This is a genomic window from Streptomyces sp. NPDC060000, from assembly GCF_042737375.1.
Lineage (GTDB): Bacteria > Actinomycetota > Actinomycetes > Streptomycetales > Streptomycetaceae > Streptomyces.
Genome location: NZ_JBHWUU010000059.1, coordinates 1 through 24,592 on the forward strand (window position 1 = coordinate 1; position 24,592 = coordinate 24,592).

The following is a 24,592-nucleotide window of genomic DNA, read 5'->3' on the forward strand; positions in this document are numbered from 1 at the left end:
AAGGGCCAGATCTTCGTGAAGGGCGAGGTCATCAAGACCGTCCCCGAGTCGAAGATCGTGGAGACCCTCATCGAGGAGGCCATGAAGCTGGCCGAGCAGATGGAGCAGGACGGGGCCGCCCCGGGCGCCCCCGACAGCACGGGGAAACCGGCAGTGACGGTGAGTTGAGGCAAGGCACGGACCGAGAGGGGGCCCGACGTGACGATCCTGGAGAACATCCGGCAACCACGCGACCTGAAGGCGCTGTCCGAGGCGGAACTGGGTGAACTGTCCGAAGAGATCAGGGAGTTCCTGGTGCACGCGGTCGCCAGGACCGGCGGACACCTGGGGCCCAACCTCGGTGTGGTCGAACTGACCGTCGCGCTCCACCGGGTCTTCGAGTCGCCGGTCGACCGCATCCTGTGGGACACCGGTCACCAGAGCTATGTGCACAAGCTTCTGACCGGTCGTCAGGACTTCTCCAAGCTGCGCGGCAAGGGCGGCCTGTCCGGCTATCCCTCCCGCGAGGAGTCCGAGCACGACGTCATCGAGAACAGCCACGCCTCCACCGCGCTCGGCTGGGCCGACGGCCTCGCCAAGGCCCGCCAGGTGCAGGGCGAGAAGGGCCACGTGGTCGCGGTCATCGGCGACGGCGCGCTCACCGGCGGCATGGCCTGGGAGGCGCTGAACAACATCGCGGCGGCCAAGGACCGTCCGCTGATCATCGTCGTCAACGACAACGAGCGTTCGTACGCGCCGACCATCGGCGGACTCGCCAACCACCTGGCGACGCTGCGCACGACCGACGGCTACGAGAAGGTACTGGCCTGGGGGAAGGACGTACTGCTGCGCACCCCGGTCGTCGGGCACACGGTCTACGAGTCGCTGCACGGCGCGAAGAAGGGCTTCAAGGACGCGTTCGCGCCGCAGGGCATGTTCGAGGACCTCGGCCTGAAGTACGTCGGCCCCATCGACGGTCACGACCTCAAGGCCGTCGAGTCCGCGCTGCGGCGGGCCAAGCGCTTCCACGGGCCGGTGCTGGTGCACTGCCTGACCGAGAAGGGCCGGGGCTACGAGCCCGCGCTGGCGCACGAGGAGGACCACTTCCACACCGTCGGCGCGATGGACCCGCTCACCTGCGTGCCGCTCACGCCCGCCGGCGGGCCGTCCTGGACGTCCGTGTTCGGGGACGAGATCGTCGCGATCGGCGAGGAGCGCGACGACGTCGTGGCGATCACCGCGGCGATGCTGCACCCGGTGGGTCTGGGCAAGTTCGCGGCCCGCTTCCCGGACCGGGTGTGGGACGTCGGCATAGCCGAGCAGCACGCGGCCGTGAGCGCGGCCGGCCTGGCGACGGGTGGCCTGCACCCCGTCGTCGCCGTCTACGCCACGTTCCTCAACCGGGCCTTCGACCAGCTGCTGATGGATGTGGCCCTGCACCGTTGCGGCGTCACCTTCGTGCTGGACCGTGCCGGGGTCACCGGCGTCGACGGGGCGTCCCACAACGGGATGTGGGACATGTCCGTGCTCCAGGTCGTCCCCGGTCTGCGCATCGCGGCCCCGCGCGACGCGGAACAGCTGCGCGCGCAGCTGCGGGAGGCGGTCGCGGTGGACGACGCGCCGACGCTGGTCCGCTTCCCGAAGGAGTCGGTCGGACCGGAGCTTCCGGCCGTGGGCCGGGTGGGCGGCATGGACGTGCTGCACCGCAGCGAGCATGCGCAGGTGCTCCTGGTGGCCGTCGGTGTCATGGCGCCGGTCTGTCTCCAGGCCGCCGAGCTGCTGGAGGCGAGAGGCGTCGCCTGCACGGTCGTCGACCCCCGCTGGGTCAAACCCGTCGACCCGGCCCTGCCCGGCCTCGCCGCGGAGCACCGGCTGGTGGCCGTCGTCGAGGACAACAGCCGTGCCGCAGGCGTCGGATCGGCGGTGGCGCTGGCCCTGGGCGACGCCGAAGTCGACGTCCCCGTAAGGCGGTTCGGGATCCCGGAGCAGTTCCTCGCCCACGCCAAGCGCGGCGAGCTGCTCGCCGACATCGGCCTCACGCCCGTCGAGGTGGCCGGCCGGATCAGCGCGAGCCTGGCCGTCAGGGACGTCAGGTCCGTCGACGCTCCGGCGGCCGGCCCAGTCAAGGAGAAAGCTGAATGACCACGGAGTTCGACCTCGGCGCCCTCCTGGCCGAGCGCGGAGCGGAACGCTACGAGCTGCACGGCAGATACCTCAACCACCAGCTGCCGCGCATGCTGCACACGATCGGCTTCGACAGGGTCTACGAGCGCGGCGAGGGCGCGTACTTCTGGGACGCGGACGGGAACGACTACCTGGACATGCTCGCCGGGTTCGGGGTGATGGGGCTGGGCCGGCACCATCCCGTCGTCCGCAAGGCGCTGCACGACGTCCTCGACGCCCGGCTCGCCGACCTGACGCGCTTCGACTGCCAGCCGCTGCCCGGACTGCTGGCCGAGAGGCTGCTCGCCCACAGCCCGCACCTGGACCGGGTGTTCTTCGGCAACAGCGGCACCGAAGCGGTGGAGACGGCGCTGAAGTTCGCCCGCTACGCCACCGGCAGGCCGAGGGTCCTGTACTGCGACCACGCCTTCCACGGCCTCACCACGGGCTCGCTGTCCGTGAACGGCGAGTCGGGGTTCCGGGACGGGTTCGCGCCCCTGCTGCCCGACACGGCCGTCCCGCTCGGCGATCTCGACGCGCTGGCCGGTGAGCTGAGGAAGGGCGACGTCGCCGCCCTGATCGTCGAGCCGATCCAGGGCAAGGGGGTGCACGAGTCGCCGCCCGGCTATCTGCGCGCCGCCCAGGAGCTGCTGCACCGGCACAAGGCGCTGCTGATCGCGGACGAGGTGCAGACGGGGCTCGGCCGGACCGGTGACTTCTACGCCTACCAGCACGAGGAGGGCGTCGAGCCGGACCTGGTGTGCGTGGCCAAGGCGCTGTCCGGGGGATATGTCCCGGTCGGCGCCACGCTCGGCAGGGACTGGATCTTCAAGAAGGTCTACTCGTCGATGGACCGGGTGCTCGTGCACTCGGCGAGCTTCGGGTCCAACGCGCAGGCCATGGCGGCCGGGCTCGCGGTGCTCTCCGTGCTGGAGAACGAGCAGGTGGTGGCCAACGCGCGGGCCACCGGCGACCTGCTCAGGTCCCGGCTGGCGGCGCTGGTCGACAAGTACGAGCTGCTGGCCGACGTCCGCGGCCGGGGTCTGATGATCGGCATCGAGTTCGGGAAGCCGAGGTCGCTGAAGCTGCGCAGCCGCTGGACCATGCTCCAGACGGCACGCAAGGGGCTGTTCGCGCAGATGGTGGTCGTGCCGTTGTTGCAGCGGCACCGGATCCTGACCCAGGTCTCCGGTGACCGTCTGGAGGTGATCAAGCTGATCCCGCCGCTGATCATCGGGGAGCCGGAGGTGGACCGGTTCGTGGACGCCTTCACCGCGGTCATGGACGACGCGCACAGCGGCGGTGGGCTGATGTGGGACTTCGGCAAGACGCTGGTGAAGCAGGCGGTGGCCAACCGCTGAGCGGCTCGGGACCGCGGGTGCGGGCCCGCGCTTCCACCGGACTTTGCCTCTGAGGCAACAAATTTGCCGCAGAGGCAATTCGGGCGTGAAATGGATGCATGAGCCCGCCCGAGTCAGCGGCCTCGACGGAACAAGCCGAGGCCCTTCCCGCCGTCGCCCCCCAGCTGCGCGCCCTGCGCCGCCGGGCCGCCCTCACCCTGGAGGTCGCGGCCCGTGCCGCCGGGCTGTCGCCCGCCCATCTCTCCCGCCTCGAGACCGGGCAGCGCCAGCCCTCGCTGCCGATGCTGCTCGCACTCGCCCGTATCTACGGTACGACCGTCTCGGAACTGCTCGGCGAGACGGCCCCCGACCGGGACGCCGTCGTCCGCGCCGCCGACATGGAGCCGACCCACGCGGGCGGCTGGACGTACTGGCCGGCGGGCGCCCCCGGGCGCGGGATGCAGGCCCTGCGTGTCCATGTGCCGTACGGCTCACAGGGAGACGTCGTGCGCGTGCACCCCGGGGAGGAGTGGCTGCACGTCCTGCGGGGGCGGCTGCGGCTGCGGCTCGGCGACACCACGGACGTGCTCGAACCCGGTGACAGCGCGCACTTCGACTCGCTGACCCCGCACCGCATCGCCGCCCGGGACGACGACGGGGTCGAGCTCCTCTTCGTCCACACCCTGCTGCAGAGTCCCACGGCCACGCTGTGCCTGGGCCCGACCCCTTCGGACACCGGAGAGACGCCGTGAGCGACATCGAGGAGAAGTTCCCCCGGACCCTGTGGATCCGGCTGATCATCTACATCGCCGTGGGGCACCTCTTCGCCGGGTTCCTCTGGCTGCTGTTCTCGGTGGGCGCCAACCAGTAGCGCCCGGGAGCGGCCACGGCCCCGGGTTCAGTCGAGCAGCTGGTCGCGCAGCCGCTCGCGGGTCTCGGGGGTGAGCCCGAGGCCCTGCTCCAGGTAGGCGTCGACGCCGCCCCAGGTCTCCTCGATGGTCTCGACGGCAGCGGCGAAGTACTCCGCGCGCGCGTCGAAGAGGGGGCCGAGCAGTTCCATGACCTCGGGGGAGTAGGCGGCGGTGGAGGTCGCGCTGCGACGCACCCGGTAGCGGCGGTGCTTGGCGTTGGACTCCAGGTAGTCGGCGAGGATCGCCTCGCGCTCCACGCCCACGGCCAGCAGTGTCACCGCGATGGACAGGCCCGCGCGGTCCTTGCCCGCCGCGCAGTGCATCAGCGCCGGGACGCTGTCCTCGGCGAGCGAGTGCAGCACCCGCGCGTGCTCGGCCGTACGCCCCTTGATGATCGAGCGGTAGGAGGCGATCATCCGGCCGGCCGCCCTGCCGTCGCCGAGGATCCCGCGCAGCTGGTCGATCTCGCCGTCCCGCACCATCTTCCAGAACTCGGCGCCGTCCGCCGGATCCGACAGGGGCAGGTTCACATTGCGCACGCCCGGCAGTTCGACGTCCGGGCCCTCGAGCCTCTGGTCCGCCGCGTTGCGGAAGTCGAAGATCGTGTGCAGCCCCAGGCCGGAGAGGAACGCGGCGTCCTCGTCGGTCGCGTGCGCGAGATGACCGCTGCGGAACAGCACGCCCTGACGCACCCGTCTGCCGTCGACGGTCGGCAGACCGCCCACGTCCCGGAAGTTGCGTACGCCGGCCAGCTCTGGCTCGGTCGACGGGACCTGCTGCGTCACGGAAGCTCCCTCCCTGTCGGGTCTCCGTCGGCGCGGCTCGTGGTGGCCGACGGGACACCTCCCCGACGATACGACATGGATTCCCTGGGCAACGAGTTGTCCACAGGCCGGTGCTCCGGACGTCTGCCCAGGTGAAGAGTTGTCCGACGGAAGTTGCCCGGCGGGCCGACGGCATTCGATGATGTTGGGGCTTGATGGCACCTGTTCGAATTAGTGGGGGTTTGATGCCCGAGATCGCCGACAACGGCCGTACCTGGCTCCTTTCCGGGCCGACGAGCGGCTACGCCCTCCACCTCACCGAGGCCGACGAGCTGGTCCACCTGCACTGGGGCCCGGGCATCGAGCTCGCGGACGCCGAGGCGCTCGCCGCCCTCCCGCCGTCCGAGCGGGGAGCGTCCTTCGAGTCCCCGCTCGACGGCCGCGAGGAGTACCCGGTCGAGGGCGGCCCCCGCTTCGTCCGTCCCGCCCTGTCCGTGCGCACCGACGAGCGGCGCGGCACCGAGTGGTCCTACGAGGACTTCGAGGCCGACGGTGACGAGCTGCGGCTGCGGTTCCGGGACGCCGGGCTGACCGTCACCCTGCACTACCGGATGCGGGGCGATGTCGTAGAGCGTTGGACGACCCTGCGCAACGACGGGGAGCGGCCGCTGGAGCTGCTGCGCGCCGACTCCGCCACCTGGACCCTGCCCGAGCGCGACGACTGGCGACTGTCCCAGTTGCACGGCCGCTGGGCCGCGGAGTCCCGGCTCACGCGCTCCCCCCTCACCTACGGCGAGAAGGTCATCGGCAGCCGCCGCGGCCACACCGGGCACCAGCACCTGCCCTGGGTCGCCCTGGACACCGACGCGACCGAGGAGCGCGGCGAGGTCTACGGCTGCGCCCTCGGCTGGTCGGGTTCCTGGCGGATCGCCGTCGCGCAACTCCCGGACGCGCGCGTGCAGATCAGCGGGGGCGCCGGGTACGACGACTCGGGTCTGCTGCGGCTGGCCGCGGGGGAGTCCTTCACCACGCCCGTCTTCGCCGGCCTGTGGAGCGACGCCGGTTTCGGCGGCGCGAGCCGCACCTGGCACGCCTACCAGCGCGCGTACGTCGTGCCGGACGCCGGACAGGACCGGCCGGTGCTGTTCAACTCCTGGGAGGCCACCTACTTCGACATCTCCGAGGAGCAGCAGCGCACGCTCGCCCGACGGGCCGCCGCGATCGGCGTGGAGCTCTTCGTCGTCGACGACGGCTGGTTCGGGGCGCGCACCGGCGACCACGCCGGGCTCGGCGACTGGCGGCCGAACCCGGACCGGTTCCCGGGCGGGCTGAAGCCCCTGGCCGACCACGTCCACGCGCTCGGCATGCAGTTCGGCATCTGGGTTGAGCCCGAGATGGTCAACCCGGACAGCGAGCTGTACCGGGCCCACCCCGACTGGGTGCAGTTCCAATCCGGACGAAAGCGGACGGAGTTCCGCAATCAGCTCATGCTCAACCTCGCGCGCGAGGACGTCCAGGAGTACCTCTGGGAACAGCTCCACGGGCTGCTGTCCAGCGCGCCCGTCGACTATGTGAAGTGGGACTTCAACCGCTGCTTCACCGACGCCGGCTGGCCGGACGACCCCTACCCGCAGCGCCTCTGGGTCGACCATGTGCGCGCCCTGTACGCCCTCCTGGACCGGCTGCGGGCGGCCCACCCCGGGGTCGCCTTCGAGTCCTGCTCGGGCGGCGGCGGGCGCATCGACCTCGGGATCATGAGCCGTACCGACCAGGTGTGGACCTCCGACAACACCGACCCGCTCGACCGGCTCGACATCCAGCACGGCTTCAGCCAGATCCATCCCGCCCGGGTGATGGCGGCCTGGGTCACCGACAGCCCGAACACCCAGCTCAACGGCCGGGTCAGCTCGCTGCGCTTCCGCTTCGTCAGCGCCATGGCCGGCGTCCTCGGCGTCGGCGGGGACCTCTCCGAGTGGAGCGAGGACGAGCTTGCGGAGGCGCGCCGGTGGGTGGACCTCTACAAGGAGATCCGGCCTCTCGTGCAGCAGGGCGACCTCTACCGGCTGCGGCCCCCGACGGGCGGTCCGAGTGCCGTCCAGTACGTGCGCGGTGACGAGACCGTCGTCCTCGCCTGGCTCCAGGCGCAGCGGTTCGGCGAGCCCGTTCCGGCGTTGCGGCTGCGCGGACTCGACCCGGCAGCATCGTACGAATGCCGCGAAACAGGCGAAGTTCACCGGGGTGCCGTGCTGCTGCACCACGGGCTGCGTACCGGACTGCGGGGCGACCTCGATGCGACGGTTATCCGGCTGCGTCGCATCTGAGGCTTCTGTCCGAATTGGCGCCTTCGTTCCAACTCGCTCTGGAATAAGGCGACCTGGAGAGCCGTCACGTGATCAGCGTCATAGTCGTGACCGTCCGTCGCTGGTCATGTTCACGTAATTCGCCTGCTTTTCAGGGTGCTTGTGGATAAGCGGGCCCGTTGATTCACGGAGTGTGACCGGGGATTCTCACAGCGGATCAAGAGAAAGGAGTCGACAGTACAACCTCTGCTTGTCCCTGTGCGTCCTGGTCGCTTACGTTCCACACCAATCCGGACGGACGCCGAATCCTGCCACCGCCCGGAGCCCGCACACTCATCCGTGCATGGCAGGAGCGGGGGACCCACAGGCAGAACCGCCTGTTCCGGCCTCCGGAACAGGCTTTGGGGTAAAGCCGCGCCTCGGCGCGGCCGGGCATCTCCAGTCCGCACCCGACAGCTCACCTCGCAGGCGCCGGAGAGGAATTCGCCATGCCCGCGAAGGGTAAGCACCGCCGTCCGAAGCCCCAGCGCTTCACCCGCTCCATCGCCGTCGCCGGAACCGGCGGCGCCGCGCTCGCCCTTCCGCTCATGGGGGCCACCGGCGCTCACGCGGCCCCCACGCAGTCCGTCGCCCAGTCGGCTTCCCAGTCCGTCCCGGAACAGGCCGCGCAGTCCGTTCCGGTGGCGCAGAAGGCCGCCACCGCGACGAGCGCCAGGACCTACACCGTGCGGTCCGGCGACTATCTCTCGAGGATCGCCGACGAGCAGAACGTCAGCGGTGGCTGGCAGCGGCTGTACCAGGACAACCGTCAGGCCGTCGGCAGCGACCCGTCGCTGATCCACCCCGGCCTGAAGCTCTCGATCGGCAAGAAGGCCGCGACCGGCAGCACCGGTTCGTCGTCCGGGTCGTCGTCGAAGTCGTCGTTCTCCTCGTCGAAGGCGTCCGGCAGCAGGGCATCGTCCTCGTCCTCTTCCGCCTCGTCGTCCGGTTCGTCCTCCTCGAAGGCGGCGACCCAGGTCGCCGAGAGCAGCACCGGCACGTCGAGCGGCTACGTCCTGCCGGTGGCGGGTGCCACCGTCGGCACGGCCTACCACACGGCAGGCAGCATGTGGTCGAGCGGCTACCACACCGGTACCGACTTCGTGGTCCCGACCGGCACGTCCCTCAAGGCCGTCGGCGCGGGCACCGTCGTCTCCGCGGGCTGGGGCGGCGCGTACGGCAACCAGGTCGTCATCAAGCTCGCCGACGGCTACTACGCCCAGTACGCCCACCTGTCCCAGCTCTCCGTCTCGGCCGGGCAGACCGTGGCCGCGGGCCAGCTGGTCGGCCTCTCCGGTGCGACCGGCAACGTGACCGGCCCGCACCTGCACTTCGAGATCCGCACCACGCCGGACTACGGCTCCGACGTGGACCCGCTGGCGTACCTCCGTGCGCACGGTGTCTCCGTCGGCTGATCCCCTCCGACGACCTCCCGCCTGACACGCGGCCGAAGGCCGGACCCCGATCGGAAGATCCCCGGGTCCGGCCTTCGGCGTGTCCGGGCAGGGCCGGTGTGGGAGTTTGCGCGTTCATGATCGTTCCATTGCGTTCTTGTGGCAGCACTTCTTGTTCCATCGACAGGTGGGACAGAGTGGGGACACAGTGATCTCCGTCAGTGAGCAAGCGCTTTCCATCGCTCCTTCGGAGGTCCTGTGTCCGGCGTCGACCGACGCATCGTCATCAAGGGTGCCGCTGCCGCGGCCGCCGTCACCGTCACGGCCCTGCTGGCCGGACTCGTCTCCGCGCCCGACGGGCACGCCACCGAGACCCCGCGCCGGATCGTCGAGAACCTCGACCGCGGACTGGTCGCCGTGCCGTCGGGTCAGGGCACCTTCCTCAGCTGGCGGCTGCTGGGCACGGAATACGCCCGGTACGGCGACGCCATCGCCTTCAACGTGTACAAGAACGGCCGCCGGCTGAACCGAGAGCCGGTCCGGAAGTCGACGACCTATCAGGACAACTCCCGGGGCACGGGGACGTACACCGTGCGCCCGGTCGTGGGCGGGCACGAGTCGCGGGCGAGTTCACCCGCGCTGGACCTCGCCGGCGGCTACGCGGAGATCCCCCTGTCCTCCGCCGACGGTTACACCGTCCAGCATGCCTGGCCGGGTGACCTCGACGGCGACGGGCGCTACGAACTCGTCGTCAGCAGGCTGTCCGGGACCCGCGACAAGCCCGACCTGCTGGAGGCGTACACGCTCACCGGTGAGCGGCTGTGGCGGGTCGACCTCGGCCCCGGCTCCTACACCCAGGTCGGCGGCAACGGCGCCAACGACCCGGCGCCCGCCGCGATCAGCGGTTCCACGGCGATCGGCGGGTACCGCAACGACGACAACGTCACCGTCTACGACCTCGACGGCGACGGGAAGGCCGAGGTGCTGGCGCACACCGCCGCCGGGACCACCTTCGCCGACGGCTCGCAGGTCACCGCCGCCTCGCCGGCGAACCAGTTCGTGTCGGTGATCGACGGACCCACGGGGACCGAGCGGACCCGGCAGCCCGTCCCCGACGACTTCGTGGCCGACGGCCCCTCCGGCGGCCACTTCGGCATCGCCTACCTGGACGGTCGACACCCGAGCCTGGTGACCAAGCTGGTCACCCGCGTCGGGGCCAAGCGCGGTTCGTTCCGGGTCCTGTTCCAGACCTGGGACTTCAACGGCACGGAACTCAACCGCCGTTGGAAGTACGTCGTGGACCCGGCGACCGGCGCTACCAGCTTCCACCAGATCCGCACCGTCGACGTCGACGGGGACGGCAGGGACGAGATCGCCGACGGCAACTACGTCGTGAACAGCGACGGCACGCTGCGCTACGTCGTCGACCGGGCCATCCACGGCGACCGCTTCGACATCGCCGACCTGGATCCCGACCGGCCCGGCCTGGAGGGCTTCGCCATCCAGCAGTCCGAGCTGGGCATCGTCTCCGCGTTCCCCTGGTACTACTACGACGCCGACACCGGCGAGCGGCTGGTGACCGGCTCGCACCCGGCGAGCCCTGTCAGCGACGCGGACCTCGACACCGGCCGCGGGAACGCCGCGGACATCGACCCGAACCACCGCGGCTACGAGTACTGGACCTCCACCGCCGACGTGACCCGGCCCGGCGCGGGCGTCTTCAACGTCCAGGACGGCAAGGTCTCCACCACCACCCCCAGCGTCAACTTCCGTATCTGGTGGGACGGTGACAAGGCGTCGGAACTGCTCGACCTCACCCGCGTCGAGAAGTGGGACCCGGCGACCGAGACCAGTACGACGGTCTTCGACCCGGCCGGCGTCGTCTCCGGGGCCCGCAACGCCACCCCGTTCTACGGCGACCTCATCGGCGACTGGCGCGAGGAGATCCTCGCCGAGACCGCCGACCACACCGCCCTGCGCCTCTACACCACCACCGCGCCGACCGGCACCCGCATCTACACCCTCGCCCAGAACCCCGCCTACCGCCTCGGCTGGACCGTACGTGGCTACCTCCAGTCCACGTACACCGACTACTACCTCGGCACCGAGACCCGCCGTATCCCCAGGCCGTCCCTGACCACCTCCGCGCACTGAAGGAGCCGACCGACATGACGACCACCCGCAGGGCATTCGGAGCCCTCGCCGCAGGCGCCGCCCTGGCCGCCCTCGCCCCCGCGACCACCGCGAGCGCCCGGCCCCGCCACCACCGCCCGCTCGCCCACGACGACTTCCGCCACGGCCTGGGCCAGTGGGCCGTCGAACTGGAGAAGGGCGGAACGGTCACCGCCTCCCGCGGCACCCTGGAGGTCGACGTGCCCGCCGGGGCGACGATCTGGTTCAAGCGGCCGCTCCGAGGACCGTACGTCCTCGAGTACGTCGCCACGCCCGTCTCCGCGGGCGGGGTCAACGACCGCGTCTCCGACCTCAACAACTTCTGGAACGCGGTCGACGTCCGCTCCCCGGACAATCTCTTCGCCACCCCGCGCGGCGGCGCCCTCGCCGAGTACGACCTCCTCAAGACGTACTACGTCGGCTACGGCGCCAACACCAACACCACCACCCGGCTGCGCCGCTACGTCGGCGAGGCGGGGGTGCGCCCGCTGATCTACGACTACACCGAGCCGCTGCTCGTCGCGAACGAGCCGAACCACGTCAGGATCGTCTCCGACGGCTCGGCCGTCCGCTGGTGGAACAACGGCCGGCTCGTCTTCGACTACACCGACCCGGCGCCCTACACGGGCGGACACTTCGCCTTCCGCACCACCTGGAGCCATTTCCGGATCAACGACTTCCGGGCGTGGTCCCTTATTCCCTGATTGGCAAATTCTTTAAGGGTGTCATATCTCACCGTTCGTCAACCCCTTCCTACGATCGCGTAGGTCACATTCGAGGGTGAATGATGAACTGCTGTGGCAGACGATTCGAAGAGTGACATCAGATCAGTGATCGGGTCGTACGTGGCGGTGGGGGACAGCTTCACCGAGGGCGTCGGCGACCCAGGCCCCGACGGGGCGTTGGTCGGCTGGGCGGACCGGTTCGCGATACTCCTCGCGGACCGGCGGCCCGAGGGCGACTTCAACTACACCAACCTCGCGGTCCGCGGAAAGCTGCTCGACCAGATCATGGAGGACCAGCTCGTCAGGGCGGTGGAACTCGCCCCGGACCTGGTCTCCTTCTGTGCGGGCGGCAACGACATCCTTCGTCCCGGAACCGACCCGGACGAGGTCGCCGAGCGTTTCGAGCGCGCGATCTCGGCCCTGACCGCCGTAGCCGGCACCGTCATGGTGACGACCGGCTTCGACACCCGTGGCATCCCCGTGCTCAAGCATCTGCGCGGCAAGATCGCCACTTACAACGGACATGTCCGCGCCGTCGCCGACCGGTACGGCTGCCCGGTGCTCGACCTGTGGTCCCTGAAGTCCGTGCAGGACCGCAGGGCCTGGGACGGCGACCGGCTGCACCTCTCCCCGGAGGGGCACACGCGCGTGGCGCTGCGCGCCGGACAGGTCCTCGGCCTCGAGATACCGGCCGACCCGGAGCAGCCCTGGCCGCTGCTCCCGCCGCGCGGCACGCTGGAGGTGCGGCGCGACGACGTCCACTGGGCACGCGAGTACCTGGTGCCCTGGATCGGACGCCGGCTGCGCGGGGAGTCCTCCGGCGACCACGTGACCGCCAAGGGCACGTTGTCGCCGGACGACATCAGGACGCGGATCGCGGCCGTGGCCTGAGCCGCCGACCACGTGCGGGAGCGGCCGGCCGTGGAAGGCGTACGGCCGGCCGCTCCACCAGTGAGGTGATCGCACGGGAGTGGTGCCCGGGCGGGGCCGGACACGGGTGCTGGGATGACCGCACCCAGACCTGACCCCGCCCGCACCTGGCCCCCGCCCGCACCTCCAAGGACCGGTCCCGTATGCCCTTTCCCCGTACGCCCGTCGCCGCGGCTGTCGTTTCCCTGCTCGCCCTGGGCGCCCCGGCACTCACCGCGCCCACGGCGGCCGCGCTGCCCGCGCGTCCCGCCCTGACGGCCCGTCCGCTCGCACCGGACAGCCCCGCCACCGTCACGGTGACCGGCGAGGGCAGTGCGAGCGCGCCGCCCGACCTGGCGGTCGTCGGCGCCGGTGTCGAGGCCTCCGCCGCGACCTCGCAGTCCGCGCTGGACACGCAGAACAAGGCGGCCGCCGCGCTGCTGGCCGCCGTCCGCGCCCAGGGCGTCGCCGACCGGGACATCCGCACCGAGAGCATTTCCCTCAACGCCGTCTACGACCACGCCGACGGCGCCTCCCGTCTGACGGGCTACCAGGCCGCGCAGTCCTTCTCCGTGAAGGTGCGCGAGGTGGCGAAGGTCGGCGCGGTCGTGCAGGCGGTCACCGACGCCGCAGGTGCCGCCGCGCGGATCAACTCGGTGGCCTTCGACGTCTCCGACCCCGCCCCGCTGCGGGCCGGCGCACGCGAGGCCGCGCACGCCGACGCCCACGCCAAGGCCGAGCAGTACGCCCGCCTCAGCGGCCGCCGCCTCGGCCGGCTCGTCTCGCTCAGCGAGGACGCGTCCACCTCCCCGGGCCCGGTGGCGTCGGGCGCGGACACCCCGGGCGCGGGCCTCGGCGGCGTACCGGTCGCGCCCGGCGAGATCCGGGCGACGGCGACGGTGACGGCGGTGTACGAACTGGACTGAGCCGGGCGGGCCCCGGCCCAGCCCAGCCCTCGCCCTGCCGGACCACGGGCTGCCGGACCGTCCCCAGCCCCGCCAGCCCCGCCCCAGCCCCGCCTGACCACGGGCCGGACCGAACCTCGGACCGGGCCGATTCGCGGTCCGGACGGGGCGACGGTCCGGAGGGGGCGACGGTCTGGACGGGGCCACAGCCCGGACGGAGCCACGGTCCGGGCCGGGACGGGGTCCGGACCGGACCACGGGACTGGACCGCGCAATGGACCTGATCACAAGTCAGGTCGGCGACGGCCCGGGTCGCGTCACGGCGGGAGCGGTCGTCGGGGGCGGGCCGGGCCGCTGCCGGGTGGGCCGCAGGGCGGGATCGGGCGCCGTACGGCCGCTCGGAGGCCGGCCGTGTGACGGACGTGGCGTGCTCCGCAGTCGCGCGGCGGGCAACCGTGACCTCGCAGCGCGGCGGCAGCCGCGCTCAGTGCTCCGGGGCGCTCAACGTCCCGGACTCCAGCCCGAGTTCCCTGGCCAGCGCCTCGTCGACCCACTCCTGGGCCCGGGTCCGGGACACCGTGCCCGCGTAGGACGTCAGCTGTACGGCGAGTCCGTCGAGCAGGGCCGTCAGGCGCAGGGCCGTCCCGGCCGGGTCCGGGCAGGAGAACTCGCCCGCGGCCACGCCCTCCGCGATCACCTCGGTGAGCGCCGCCTTCCACTCCCGGTCGAGATCCCGCGCGACCTCCCGCAGCGCGGGCTCACGCAGCGAGACCGCCCAGCCCTCGATCCACAGCCGCCAGCCCTTGGCCTGCCCCGTGGGCGCGTACCAGCGCACCGCCGACCGCAGCCGGCGCAGTGCCGTGGCGCGGCGGCCGGTGAGCTTGCGCAGCCGTGCCAGGTCGCCCTCGGCCGCGTAGGCGAACGCGTCGGCGACGAGCTTCTCCTTCGTCGAGAAGTGGTAGAGGACCAGTGCGTTGCTCACACCGAGGGCCGCGGCCACGTCGGCGATCCTGACCGCCGCCACGCCCCGCGCCTCGATCTGCTCGATGGCCGCCCGCAGCAGCTCCTCGCGCCGCTCGGCCACACTCAACCGGACCCTCGCCACGGCGTCACCCTAATCCGTCACCGCGAGCGCCGCGGGATGGGCCCTCGGGCCCATCCGCACACTCCGCCCGGCTCGCGACGCCCGGCCCGCGCTCCCGGAGGCACTCCCAGCCGCGCTGTCGGGATCCGCCCGCGCGCATCCGGTCAGAGGGCGCCCCTCCGCCCTGCGCTCGCACGCTCCCTGTGCTTGCACGCTCCCTGCGCTCGCGCGGAGGCACCCCCATGGCGCCGCGAGCCCGGTGCTCCGGGCGGACGGCGCCGCGTTGCGGACACGGCCCGGGCGCGACGCTCACGCAACGGGCCGGAGGCGGCCGAAGCGTTCCGCGATCACCGGCAGCCGCCCGGCGGCGATCGTGTGGGCGGCGGCCCGCGGTGTCGTCCCGTCCGCCTCGGCGCGGGTCAGCACCAGTTCCACCAGTGCACGCATCGAACGGCGTGTGTACGCGAAGGCCTCCGCCGCGTCGGCTCCGATGTCGCCGAAGAGCGTCCACCACCACCAGGCGTTCGTCCCGGAGTTGACGACGACGTCCGGCAGCACGCTCACCCCGCGCGCGTGCAGCAGCTCCTCCGCCTCCGGCAGGACGGGCATGTTGGCCGCCTCGGCGATCCACCTGGCGCCGATCCGCTCCTGCTCCTCGACCCCGATGGCGTACGACACGGCGGCCGGGACCAGTACCTCCGCCTCCACCGACAGCCAGGCGTCGCCCGGCAGCTCGAGGTCCTGGGGACGCAGTGCACCGCGGTCGACGGTGCCGTGGGCGTCCCGCGCGGCCAGCAGCGCCTCCACGTCGAGACCTGCCGGGCAGGCGATCGTGCCCTTGACGTCGGCGACGGCCACGACCGTCAGCCCCGCGCGCGTGAGGAACCGTGCCGTGGCCCCGCCCATGGTGCCGAACCCCTGGACGGCGACCCGTGTCCCGGCATACGGGACCTCGGACCGGTCCAGGGCGGTCAGTACGGACTCGGCGACCCCGCAACCGCCGACCAGTTCGTCCAGACCGATGCCGTCCACCTCGACGGTGAAGGCGGCCGCGAGCCGCGCGCGGGCGGCCGGCTCGTCCTCCAGCAGCGGATAGACCGCCTGGACGGTCGACACCAGCCCCGCCTCGGCGGCCGCCCGGTCCACCAGGTCCTGGGTCAGCCCCAGGTCCTCGCCCGTGGTCCAGCAGCTCTCCACGTACGGCCGCACCGCCCGCAAATACCGCACCAGCAGTCCGTACGCCTCCGGGTCCCGGGGATCACAGTCGATGCCGCCCTTGGCCCCGCCCAGGGGGACGTAGCGGGCCTCGGGGTCGTAGTGCAGCGCCTCCTTGAGGCTCATGCCGCGGGCGAGGCCGGTCACCTCCTCCAGGGTGCAGCCCGCCCGCATCCGCAGACCGCCGCTGCACACGCCGCGCACGAGGCCGTCGACGACCAGGTGGCCCTGGCGTCCGGTGACGTGGTCGGTCCAGGTGAGCGAGAGGAAGGGGGCGGTCATACGGGACTCCTCGACCGGCGACATGATGCGGGGGCAACGGGCGGAGCATCGGGCGGAGCAACGACTGGAGCCAGGGGACGACTGGAGCCAGGGGACGACCGGAGCCGGGGGACGGCTGCTGATACTGAACAGTGGGTCAGTATCGGAAGGGCGTCGGTGCCGTGTCAAAGCGGGCTCGCGGCCGGATGTGACCGGAGTGACCCCGGCGTTGTCGGCGGGGGCGACCATAATGGATGTTTCAGCGACTCCACCTGGAGGTACCGTGTCCGGTTTCCGTTCCCTGAGCTCCGGGCTCCGCGCTCTACAGCCCGCGGCCTTCGGCGCGGATCCGAGCGGTGAGCGCCTGGCGCGCATCCGCAGATCGCCCCACTTCAAGGACGGGGTCTTCCAGAACCCCGGCGGCCTGGCGAGTACCCGCCCCTCGGGCTCGATGCTCGAGTTCGCCAAGGTCTTCTTCGACAAGGACCAGCGCCCCCGCCGTGCCCCCTCGGGCACCGTGCCGGTGCACCCCACCACCCTCGCCGACCTCGCCGGGCCGCCGGCGTCGGGCCTGCGGCTGACCTGGATGGGGCACTCGAGCGTGCTCGCGGAGATCGACGGGCAGCGCGTCCTGTTCGACCCCGTCTGGGGCGAACGCTGCTCCCCGTTCTCCTTCGCGGGGCCCAAGCGGCTGCACCCGGTGCCGCTGCCGCTGGCCGCGCTGGGCCCGGTCGACGTGGTCGTCATCTCCCACGACCACTACGACCACCTGGACCTGCCCACGATCAAGGCACTGGCAGGCACGGACACGCTGTTCGCCGTGCCGCTCGGTGTCGGCGCCCACCTCGAGCACTGGGGCGTGTCCGCCGACCGGCTGCGCGAGCTGGACTGGCACGAGGCGACGAAGGTCGGCGGGCTCACCCTGACCGCCACCCCGGCCCGCCACTTCTGCGGCCGCGGTCTGCGCAACACCCAGCACACCCTGTGGGCTTCCTGGGTGGTCGCGGGGGAGGAGCACCGGATCTACCACAGCGGCGACACCGGCTACTTCGACGGCTTCCAGGAGATCGGCGCGGAGCACGGCCCGTTCGACGCGACCATGATCCAGATCGGGGCGTATTCGGACTTCTGGCCCGATATCCACATGACCCCCGAGGAGGGCATGCGCGCCCACCTGGATCTCCAGGGCGGTCCCGGCGGAGTGATGCTGCCCATCCACTGGGCCACCTTCAACCTCGCCACGCACGCGTGGACCGACCCGGGTGAGGGCACGCTGGCCGCCGCGCGGGCGGCCGGGGCGCGTGCCGCGCTGCCCCGCCCGGGCGAGCCCTTCGAGCCCACCGCCGAGATCTTCCCGGCCGAGCCGTGGTGGCGCGATGCGGCACTCGCCCCGACGGCCGGCTGGCGGCCTCTGGTCGAGGTGGCAGCCAAGGCCAAAGCCGATACCGAGAGTGACATCGCCAAGGGTGTCGTCGAGGGCGGCGAAGCGCCGGAGGCGATCCCGGCGGGCTGACCGGGAGCAGGAGTGTTCGACCGTGCGGGTCGGGGAGTGCGGAGCTCCCCGACCCGCACGGTCGTTTCCGTATTGCTTCTGACCAGGTCTGATCGACTTCTTTCCGTGTTGTCTCCAGGGCGGTGCGGGTATATCGGTCTGCCGTTCGAAGCGTCATACCAGAGCGGGACGCTCCCCGGGGGACTTTGTCAACTGCCCACCGCACATGATGCGTTGCCGACTACTGTGAGTGGCCGTCGGGCGACACCGGGCCGAAATCTTGGGCTCGCCCGACCGACAGCCAGGCTCGACGGACCAGTACGAGGACACCGATGTCTCACCTCCGCGCACCAGCCGCACGCGCAGACCGCCGCGAGGGCGGGCGGCACGGGCGGCCGGTCGCCCGCCCCGCACCGGCGTCGGCCGAGACACACATACGGCCCCAGTTGCTGAGGCTCGCGGTGCTCCCACCGATCGCGGTCGCCCTCAGCGCCTGCGCGGTCGTCCTGTTCACCGTGCGCTCCACCGGCGTCCGGCCCGGTGCGACCCTGTGGGCGGTCCTCGCCGGCGGCGTCGCGGTGACCGGCGTCGGCATCGTGGTCGCCGCCGTGGCCGCCGACCGCGCCGCCCGCTCCGTCAGCGACCGCCTCGCCGCCCTGCGCCGCGGCAGCGCGCGCGGCGAGGCCGACCTGCGTGCCGTCATCGAGGCGCTGCGCCGGGGCGAGGCTGCGCCCCAGCGCACGTCGCGCGGCGGGCCGCCCGGAGACGCGGACGACTTCGAGTTGCTCGCCGCCGACCTGGCGCGGGCCCACGACGGGGCCGTCAGCGCCGTCGTGCAGGCCGCGCAGCTGTCGAGCCAGGCCGGCAGCGAACAGAAACTGGAGGTCTTCGTCAATCTCGCGCGACGCCTTCAGTCCCTGGTGCACCGCGAGATCTCGATCCTCGACGAGCTCGAGAACGCGATCGAGGACCCCGACCTGCTCAAGGGCCTCTTCCACGTCGACCACCTCGCCACCCGCATCCGCCGCCACGCCGAGAACCTCGCCGTCCTCGGTGGGGCCGTCTCCCGGCGGCAGTGGAGCAACCCGGTCTCCATGACCGAGGTGCTGCGCTCCGCCATCGCCGAGGTGGAGCAGTACTCGCGAGTCAAGCTCGTCCCGCCCATCGACGGCGAACTGCGCGGTCACGCCGTCGCCGACGTCATCCACCTGCTCGCCGAACTCGTCGAGAACGCCACGGTGTTCTCCGCCCCGCACACCCAGGTGCTGCTGCGCGCCAACCTCGTCACGTCCGGGCTCGCCGTCGAGGTCGAGGACCGTGGCCTCGGGATGCCCGTCGAGGAGCAGAGCAGGATGAACGCCCTGCTCGCCGATCCCGACCAGGTCAACGTCGGCCGGCTCCTCGCCGACGGCCGCATCGGGCTGTTCGTCGTGTCCCAGCTAGCCCGGCGGCACGGCATCCGGGTCCGACTCCAGGGCAACATCTACGGTGGCGTCCAGGCCGTCCTCGTCGTGCCGCAGGCACTGCTGGGTTCCGCGCCGGGCGTCCTCGGGGCGGAACCCCGCGGACCGGACACCGACGGCGCCGGCCTGCCCCTCGTGCCCGCCGCGCCCTCCGCCCCCGCCCACCCGGGACGCCCGCCCCTGCCACCCGCCCCGCAGCCCCACGCCGCCCGGGCGCCCGGCCCCGCACAGCCGCACAACCCGCAGAACACCGTCAACGCGGGCCGCCCACCGGCACACACGACAGGTGGACCTCCGACCCCGCCCCCCGGTCGGGACACGGACGGTGCGGGCCGGTCGTTCAGCCCCGGTCGGAACGCCGACGATGCGGGCCGGTCGTTCAGTCCGGTTCGGGTGGAGGGCGCCACGCCTCCCAGTCCGGCCACCGGCCTGCCGGAACGGCGGGACATCCCCGGCGCGGGTCCGGCACCGGCTCCGTCCCCGGCACCGGCACCGTCCCCGGCACAGGGCACGCCCGGTTCGGGGACGCGTCTGGCGGTCTCACACCCCCAGGGCGGCCCGGGAAGCCCGGACACTTCCCATGCGAGTGCGACCCCGCCCCTGGGGCCGGACCTCGCCGCGAGGCCGACAGGGCCGGCGGGGCCCGTCGAGCCGACCGCGCCGCGGCCGGGTGCGCCCGCGCCCCTGCCCGTCCGAGGGGCCCGCGCGGCACGGCCCAATCCGGCCGAGGCCGTGCCCGGCATCCGGCGCGGCGACCGGCCCGTCGTCGACGGGAACGCGGGCATCGCCCCCACCCCGCGGGTCGGCACGGTGCGCGGCACCATGGGCAAGCCCCAACTGCCCCGCCGACGCGCCCAGGAGCACATCGTGCCCCAGCTGCGCGGCGGCCCGGCCCCGCGTCCGGACACCGAGCAGCCCGTCGGCCACGACCCCGGACTGATGGCGGCCTTCCAGCGGGGTATCGGCCTGGCCGAGGCCCAGCAGAGCCTGGAGGCGGACGTCGTGGACCCGGTCGCGTTCCGGTCGCCCGCCCCCCTCGACGTCCTGCTCGGCCCGGCTGCCACCCACTCGACGTCGGACGACCGGGACCGTGGTCGGGACCACGACCAGGGCCGGAGCCAGGTGCCGGGCGGCCATGGCGCCGTCGGCGGCTACGGCAACGGCACGGGCGAGGGCCCGGGCAACGGCACGGGCGAGGGGTCGGAAGGGAACCGGCCCCTGCCACCGGGGCCGCTCCCCGCTGACACCGACGCCGACGCCGATGTACGACCGCCGCATCCGTCCCCGATACCGCAGGCGCGCCCCGCGCACGCCGCCGCGCCGCCCGAGGCGTACGGCGCGCGTGACGGGCTGGACCTGCCCGGTCCCGACCGATCCACCGCCCGGCACGACGGGAGCGCACCAGCCGGATGAGCACTGTCACCCCCACCCCCGGCGCTCCCGCAGACCTTCGTACCCCAAGGAGTCGATCCACCATGGCGAGCGATGCGCCGACCGGCCATGTATCCGATCTCGACTGGCTGATGAGCGGCCTCGTGCAGCGCGTACCGCACACGATGAGCGCGGTGCTGCTCTCCTGCGACGGCCTCGTGAAGTCGGTCCACGGCCTCGACCCCGACAGCGCCGACCACATGGCGGCCCTGGCCTCCGGCCTGTACTCCCTGGGCCGCAGCGCCGGCGTGCGGTTCGGCGACGGCGGGGACGTGCGGCAGGTCGTCGTCGAACTCGACTCGACGCTCCTCTTCGTCACCACCGCCGGATCGGGCGCGTGTCTCGCGGTGCTCGCCGGGCGTGAGGCCGACGCGGCCGTGCTCGGGTACGAGATGTCGATGCTCGTCAAGAGCGTCCGGCCGTACCTCATGACCGCGCCCCGGCAGCACGCCGTCGAACCGTCGGTGATGGGGCCTTGAGGGTGGCGGCGGCCGGCGACGGGCCCTGGCTCGACGACGCGGCCGGACGGCTGGTGCGCCCTTTCACGGTCAGCAACGGCCGGACCAGACCCAGCGTCGCCCTCGATCTGATGTCACAGGTGATGGCCACCGGGGCGACCCCCCTCGGCTACCTGGGACCGGAACACGCGACGGCGCTGCACCTGACCCGCGCTCCCGTGTCGGTGGCGGAGATCGCGGCCCATCTGAAGCTCCCGGCGGCGGTCACCAAGGTGCTGCTGTCGGACCTCCTCGACTGCGGGGCGCTGACCACCAAGCCCCCCGAGTACCACCACATCCCCACCGACCGGGCCCTTCTGGAGGCAGTGCTCGATGGACTACGACGACAGCTCTGAGTACGACGAGCACGGCGAGCACGGCGCCTATGACGGCGGCGGCTCAGACCCCTTTCCCACAGCTCTGAAGATCCTGGTCGCGGGCGGTTTCGGGGTCGGCAAGACGACCTTCGTCGGCGCCGTCAGCGAGATCGCGCCGCTCAGCACGGAGGAACTGCTCACCACGGTCAGCGCCGCCACCGACAACCTCGACGGCATCGAGAACAAGGTCGAGACGACCGTCGCCATGGACTTCGGCCGCATCACCCTCGACCCGAGCCACGTCCTCTACCTGTTCGGCACCCCCGGCCAGGAGCGGTTCTGGTTCATGTGGGACGAACTCTCCGAGGGCGCCCTCGGCGCGGTCATCCTCGCCGACACCCGCCGCCTCGAGGAGTGCTTCGCGGCCGTCGACTTCTTCGAGGAACGAGGACTCGCCTTCATCATCGCCATCAACGAGTTCGACGGATCCCACCGCTACAACCCCGAGGAGGTGCGCGCCGCCATCGACCTCGCCCCGGACGTCCCCGTCGTGCGCTGCGACGCCCGTATCTCCGCCTCCGGGGTCCAGACCCTCCTCACCCTCGTCAAACACCTCATCGCCCACGCCCCGGCCGCACCCCAGCCGAGCCGCGGCGCCCACATGTGATCCCCGCACCCAACCCCCCGGAGCCGCATATGACGTACGTCCACAGCGACGGAGCCAGGCCATGAGTTACGACCCGCCGCGCCCGGCCGGACGTCTGCTGCTCACCCCGGAGGACAGGGAAGCTCCCGCCCGTGCCCGGCGGCTGCGCCGGCTCGGTCTCGGCGAACAGCCGGAGCCCGCCCTGGACGCCTTCGCGGACCGTCTCGCCGAAGTGGCCGGAGCGCCTTACGCCATGGTCAACTTCCTTGACGAGGAACGGCAGTTCTTCGCCGGGCTGCACACCCCTCAGGGTGGCCGGGCCGCCCGCGGCGGCAAGCCCGAGGTGGGCCGCCGGCTGCCCCGCGACTACGGCTACTGCCCGCACGTCGTCGTACGGCGCAAGGCGCTGGTCCTGGAGGACGTGGGCGACTACCCGCGCTTCGCGGGCAACCCGGTCGTCGACGAGTACGGCATCCGCTCCTACCTGGGTGCCCCCCTCATCGACACCGGCGGCATGGTGCTCGGCACGGTGTGCGTCGCCGACCTCACGCCCCGGCCCTGGGGCAGGGCCGGTCTGGAGACCATCAAGTCGACGGCCGCCGAACTCGCCGGACAGCTGCAACGGCGCGAGGCCGGGCATTTCCCCGTGCCGTGAGGCCGGCGTACGCCCGTCAGGGGGCCCGCCAGATGTTGTCGAAGGCCGCGTCCTCGATGGACCGCCGCTGTCGTACGGCCTCCAGTTCCGTCACGGCGTCACCGACCACCGCCAGGACCGTCCCGACCGCGTCGCCGGGGAGATCGGGGAAGCCGTCGGCCGGCTCCTCGCGGAGACCGACGGCGGCGGCCAGCACGGCGAGCACCGGCTCCTCCGCCTCCCAGCGCTCGGTGGCCCGGCGACGGGCCGGTGAGTCGAGCGGCTCGGTCCCCGCGGACCGGAAGGGCAGCCTGCGGTGGCGTGGGCGGCCGACCAGCCCGTCCGCCTCCAGCCGGGCGGCGTAGGCCGCGGCCAGGCCCTGCCCGCGGCGCCACAGCCAGTCCTCGACCGACTCGTACGGCGTCACCCGGACGAGCGACGACACGGCATCGGCCAGAAGCCGATCGTCCGGCGCGGGCGGCGGGCCGGGCACAAGGAGATCGCCGTCGAGGGCCACCGCCCCGGCGTCCACGAGATCGATCACCTCGGCGCCCGCGAGGGCGAGCGACAGATCGCCCTGCCCGACGGGGCGCACGGGCTTCACGTCCATCGCGACGAGCATCAGGTCCCGTGCTGTGGTCATCAGGGGCTCCACGTCAGTCGGCCGGCCTTGCGAGGGTTGCGGTCCAGGGTGACACGCCCCACCGTGGTGTGCGGGAAGCCGTTGCGGCTGACCGGGGCCACCCGTGTGAAGCGGAGCTGTGGCCGCGCTTAAGAAAAGCTCGATGGACCCGGCCGGGTGAAGTGCGGCAGATTGCTGGGCGAATCCACATGTCTTCCCGGACGCGGGGCCCTTTCGGGCTGCTCGCGCCCGGGCCCTCACCACAGGAGCCGTAGCGTGAAGGCGCTGGTCAAGGAGAAGGCGGAGCCCGGGCTGTGGCTCGCGGACGTCCCCGAGCCGGCCGTCGGGCCCGGCGACGTACTGATCAGGGTGCTGCGCACCGGCATCTGCGGCACCGATCTGCACATCCGGTCCTGGGACGGCTGGGCGCGGCAGACGATCCGCACCCCGCTCGTGCTCGGGCACGAGTTCGTCGGCGAGGTCGTCGGGACCGGCCGGGACGTCGCCGACATCCAGGTGGGCGACCGGGTCAGCGGCGAGGGACACCTCGTCTGCGGCAAGTGCCGCAACTGCCTCGCCGGGCGCCGCCACCTGTGCCGGGCCACCGTCGGGCTCGGCGTCGGCCGCGACGGCGCCTTCGCGGAGTACGTCGCCCTGCCCGCGTCCAACGTGTGGGTGCACCGGATCCCCGTCGACCTCGACGTGGCCGCGATCTTCGACCCGTTCGGCAACGCCGTCCACACCGCGCTGTCCTTCCCGCTCGTCGGCGAGGACGTCCTGATCACCGGTGCCGGACCGATCGGGCTGATGGCCGCCGCCGTCGCCCGGCACGCCGGCGCCCGCAACGTCGTCGTCACCGACGTCAGCGAGGAACGGCTGGAGCTGGCCCGCAAGATCGGTGCGAGCCTCGCGCTGAACGTGTCGCAGGCGTCCATCGCCGACGGACAGCGTGAGCTGGGGCTGCGCGAGGGCTTCGACATCGGCCTGGAGATGTCCGGCCGGCCCGAGGCGATGCGCGACATGATCGCCAACATGACGCACGGCGGCCGGATCGCGATGCTGGGACTGCCCGCCGAGGAGTTCCCCGTCGACTGGTCCCGGATCGTCACCTCGATGATCACGATCAAGGGCATCTACGGCCGCGAGATGTTCGAGACCTGGTACGCGATGTCGGTGCTGCTGGAGGGCGGCCTCGACCTCGCCCCCGTGATCACCGGCCGGTACGGCTACCGCGACTTCGAAGCGGCCTTCGCCGACGCGGCGAGCGGCCGCGGCGGCAAGGTCATCCTCGACTGGACCGCGTAAGCCACCCGCATTCCCTAGGAGCTT

21 protein-coding genes, 1 pseudogene and 1 riboswitch are annotated in these 24,592 nt (G+C 72.2%); of the genes and pseudogenes, 18 read left to right on the forward strand and 4 right to left on the reverse strand.

What is annotated here, in order from left to right; genetic code table 11:
- The 5 genes and pseudogenes from ACFWBB_RS27930 to ACFWBB_RS27950 all read left to right on the forward strand — a co-directional run.
- Positions 1-168, forward strand: a pseudogene (locus ACFWBB_RS27930) (4-hydroxy-3-methylbut-2-en-1-yl diphosphate synthase); the annotation flags it as partial.
- A gap of 30 nt (positions 169-198) precedes the next feature.
- Positions 199-2,121, forward strand: a complete 1,923-nt coding sequence (gene dxs, locus ACFWBB_RS27935) for a 1-deoxy-D-xylulose-5-phosphate synthase (RefSeq protein WP_385277801.1) — start codon at positions 199-201, stop codon at positions 2,119-2,121.
- Positions 2,118-3,503: an aspartate aminotransferase family protein gene (locus ACFWBB_RS27940; protein WP_385277803.1), complete on the forward strand. Its 1,386-nt coding sequence runs from the start codon at positions 2,118-2,120 to the stop codon at positions 3,501-3,503. Before dxs ends, ACFWBB_RS27940 begins: the two co-directional genes overlap by 4 nt.
- Before the next feature lie 98 nt (positions 3,504-3,601).
- Positions 3,602-4,234 carry a helix-turn-helix domain-containing protein gene (locus tag ACFWBB_RS27945; RefSeq protein WP_385277805.1) on the forward strand — a complete coding sequence of 211 codons (633 nt, stop codon included), beginning with the start codon at positions 3,602-3,604 and terminating at the stop codon, positions 4,232-4,234.
- A complete protein-coding gene (locus tag ACFWBB_RS27950) occupies positions 4,231-4,353 on the forward strand; it encodes a DUF6126 family protein (protein ID WP_385277807.1) in 123 nt (40 codons plus the stop codon). Before ACFWBB_RS27945 ends, ACFWBB_RS27950 begins: the two co-directional genes overlap by 4 nt.
- Positions 4,354-4,380: 27 nt before the next feature.
- Here the strand turns inward: ACFWBB_RS27950 and ACFWBB_RS27955 are convergent, their stop codons facing one another.
- Positions 4,381-5,178: a tyrosine-protein phosphatase gene (locus ACFWBB_RS27955; RefSeq protein ID WP_385277809.1), complete on the reverse strand. Its 798-nt coding sequence runs from the start codon at positions 5,176-5,178 to the stop codon at positions 4,381-4,383.
- Between the two features lie 224 nt (positions 5,179-5,402).
- On the opposite strand from ACFWBB_RS27955, the gene ACFWBB_RS27960 reads away from it, so the two are divergent.
- From ACFWBB_RS27960 to ACFWBB_RS27985, 6 genes are all read left to right on the forward strand, one after another.
- The gene (locus ACFWBB_RS27960) at positions 5,403-7,478 is read left to right on the forward strand and encodes an alpha-galactosidase (protein WP_385277811.1); all 2,076 of its coding nucleotides are present in this window, start codon (positions 5,403-5,405) and stop codon (positions 7,476-7,478) included.
- Between the two features lie 268 nt (positions 7,479-7,746).
- Positions 7,747-7,941, forward strand: a riboswitch (cyclic di-AMP (ydaO/yuaA leader).
- A gap of 4 nt (positions 7,942-7,945) precedes the next feature.
- Positions 7,946-8,911: a peptidoglycan DD-metalloendopeptidase family protein gene (locus tag ACFWBB_RS27965; RefSeq protein ID WP_385277813.1), complete on the forward strand. Its 966-nt coding sequence runs from the start codon at positions 7,946-7,948 to the stop codon at positions 8,909-8,911.
- A 237-nt stretch (positions 8,912-9,148) separates the two neighbouring features.
- Positions 9,149-11,044 (forward strand): hypothetical protein, encoded by a 1,896-nt coding sequence (locus ACFWBB_RS27970; RefSeq protein ID WP_385277815.1) that lies wholly within the window; start codon positions 9,149-9,151, stop codon positions 11,042-11,044.
- A 14-nt stretch (positions 11,045-11,058) separates the two neighbouring features.
- Positions 11,059-11,766 carry a DUF6250 domain-containing protein gene (locus ACFWBB_RS27975; RefSeq protein ID WP_385277817.1) on the forward strand — a complete coding sequence of 236 codons (708 nt, stop codon included), beginning with the start codon at positions 11,059-11,061 and terminating at the stop codon, positions 11,764-11,766.
- A 126-nt stretch (positions 11,767-11,892) separates the two neighbouring features.
- Complete coding sequence (locus ACFWBB_RS27980; RefSeq protein ID WP_385277918.1) at positions 11,893-12,678, forward strand: SGNH/GDSL hydrolase family protein; 786 nt, start codon at positions 11,893-11,895, stop codon at positions 12,676-12,678.
- Between the two features lie 182 nt (positions 12,679-12,860).
- Positions 12,861-13,622, forward strand: coding sequence for an SIMPL domain-containing protein (locus ACFWBB_RS27985; RefSeq protein WP_385277819.1), 762 nt, complete (start codon positions 12,861-12,863; stop codon positions 13,620-13,622).
- A 463-nt stretch (positions 13,623-14,085) separates the two neighbouring features.
- Here ACFWBB_RS27985 and ACFWBB_RS27990 read toward each other — a convergent pair whose 3' ends face one another.
- Positions 14,086-14,706 carry a TetR/AcrR family transcriptional regulator gene (locus tag ACFWBB_RS27990; protein ID WP_385277821.1) on the reverse strand — a complete coding sequence of 207 codons (621 nt, stop codon included), beginning with the start codon at positions 14,704-14,706 and terminating at the stop codon, positions 14,086-14,088.
- 288 nt (positions 14,707-14,994) lie between these two features.
- Entirely contained in the window at positions 14,995-16,182 is a 1,188-nt protein-coding gene (locus ACFWBB_RS27995) for a Glu/Leu/Phe/Val dehydrogenase dimerization domain-containing protein (protein ID WP_385277823.1), read from the reverse strand.
- 262 nt (positions 16,183-16,444) lie between these two features.
- Here ACFWBB_RS27995 and ACFWBB_RS28000 point away from each other — a divergent pair, with 262 nt between their 5' ends.
- The 6 genes from ACFWBB_RS28000 (at position 16,445) to ACFWBB_RS28025 (ending at position 22,662) form a co-directional block, all read left to right on the forward strand.
- Complete coding sequence (locus ACFWBB_RS28000; RefSeq protein ID WP_385277825.1) at positions 16,445-17,674, forward strand: MBL fold metallo-hydrolase; 1,230 nt, start codon at positions 16,445-16,447, stop codon at positions 17,672-17,674.
- A 311-nt stretch (positions 17,675-17,985) separates the two neighbouring features.
- Positions 17,986-20,529, forward strand: a complete 2,544-nt coding sequence (locus ACFWBB_RS28005) for an ATP-binding protein (protein WP_385277827.1) — start codon at positions 17,986-17,988, stop codon at positions 20,527-20,529.
- 62 nt (positions 20,530-20,591) lie between these two features.
- Positions 20,592-21,026 carry a roadblock/LC7 domain-containing protein gene (locus ACFWBB_RS28010; RefSeq protein ID WP_385277829.1) on the forward strand — a complete coding sequence of 145 codons (435 nt, stop codon included), beginning with the start codon at positions 20,592-20,594 and terminating at the stop codon, positions 21,024-21,026.
- 2 nt (positions 21,027-21,028) lie between these two features.
- On the forward strand, positions 21,029-21,400 hold the full coding sequence (locus ACFWBB_RS28015; protein WP_385277831.1) for a DUF742 domain-containing protein: 372 nt from the start codon (positions 21,029-21,031) through the stop codon (positions 21,398-21,400).
- Entirely contained in the window at positions 21,378-22,028 is a 651-nt protein-coding gene (locus ACFWBB_RS28020) for an ATP/GTP-binding protein (RefSeq protein WP_385277833.1), read from the forward strand. Before ACFWBB_RS28015 ends, ACFWBB_RS28020 begins: the two co-directional genes overlap by 23 nt.
- Before the next feature lie 61 nt (positions 22,029-22,089).
- A complete protein-coding gene (locus ACFWBB_RS28025) occupies positions 22,090-22,662 on the forward strand; it encodes a GAF domain-containing protein (RefSeq protein WP_385277835.1) in 573 nt (190 codons plus the stop codon).
- A 16-nt stretch (positions 22,663-22,678) separates the two neighbouring features.
- Here the strand turns inward: ACFWBB_RS28025 and ACFWBB_RS28030 are convergent, their stop codons facing one another.
- Positions 22,679-23,284, reverse strand: a complete 606-nt coding sequence (locus ACFWBB_RS28030) for a GPP34 family phosphoprotein (protein ID WP_385277837.1) — start codon at positions 23,282-23,284, stop codon at positions 22,679-22,681.
- Between the two features lie 255 nt (positions 23,285-23,539).
- On the opposite strand from ACFWBB_RS28030, the gene tdh reads away from it, so the two are divergent.
- Positions 23,540-24,568, forward strand: coding sequence for an L-threonine 3-dehydrogenase (gene tdh, locus ACFWBB_RS28035; protein WP_385277839.1), 1,029 nt, complete (start codon positions 23,540-23,542; stop codon positions 24,566-24,568).
- The last annotated feature ends 24 nt before the right edge of the window (positions 24,569-24,592 follow it).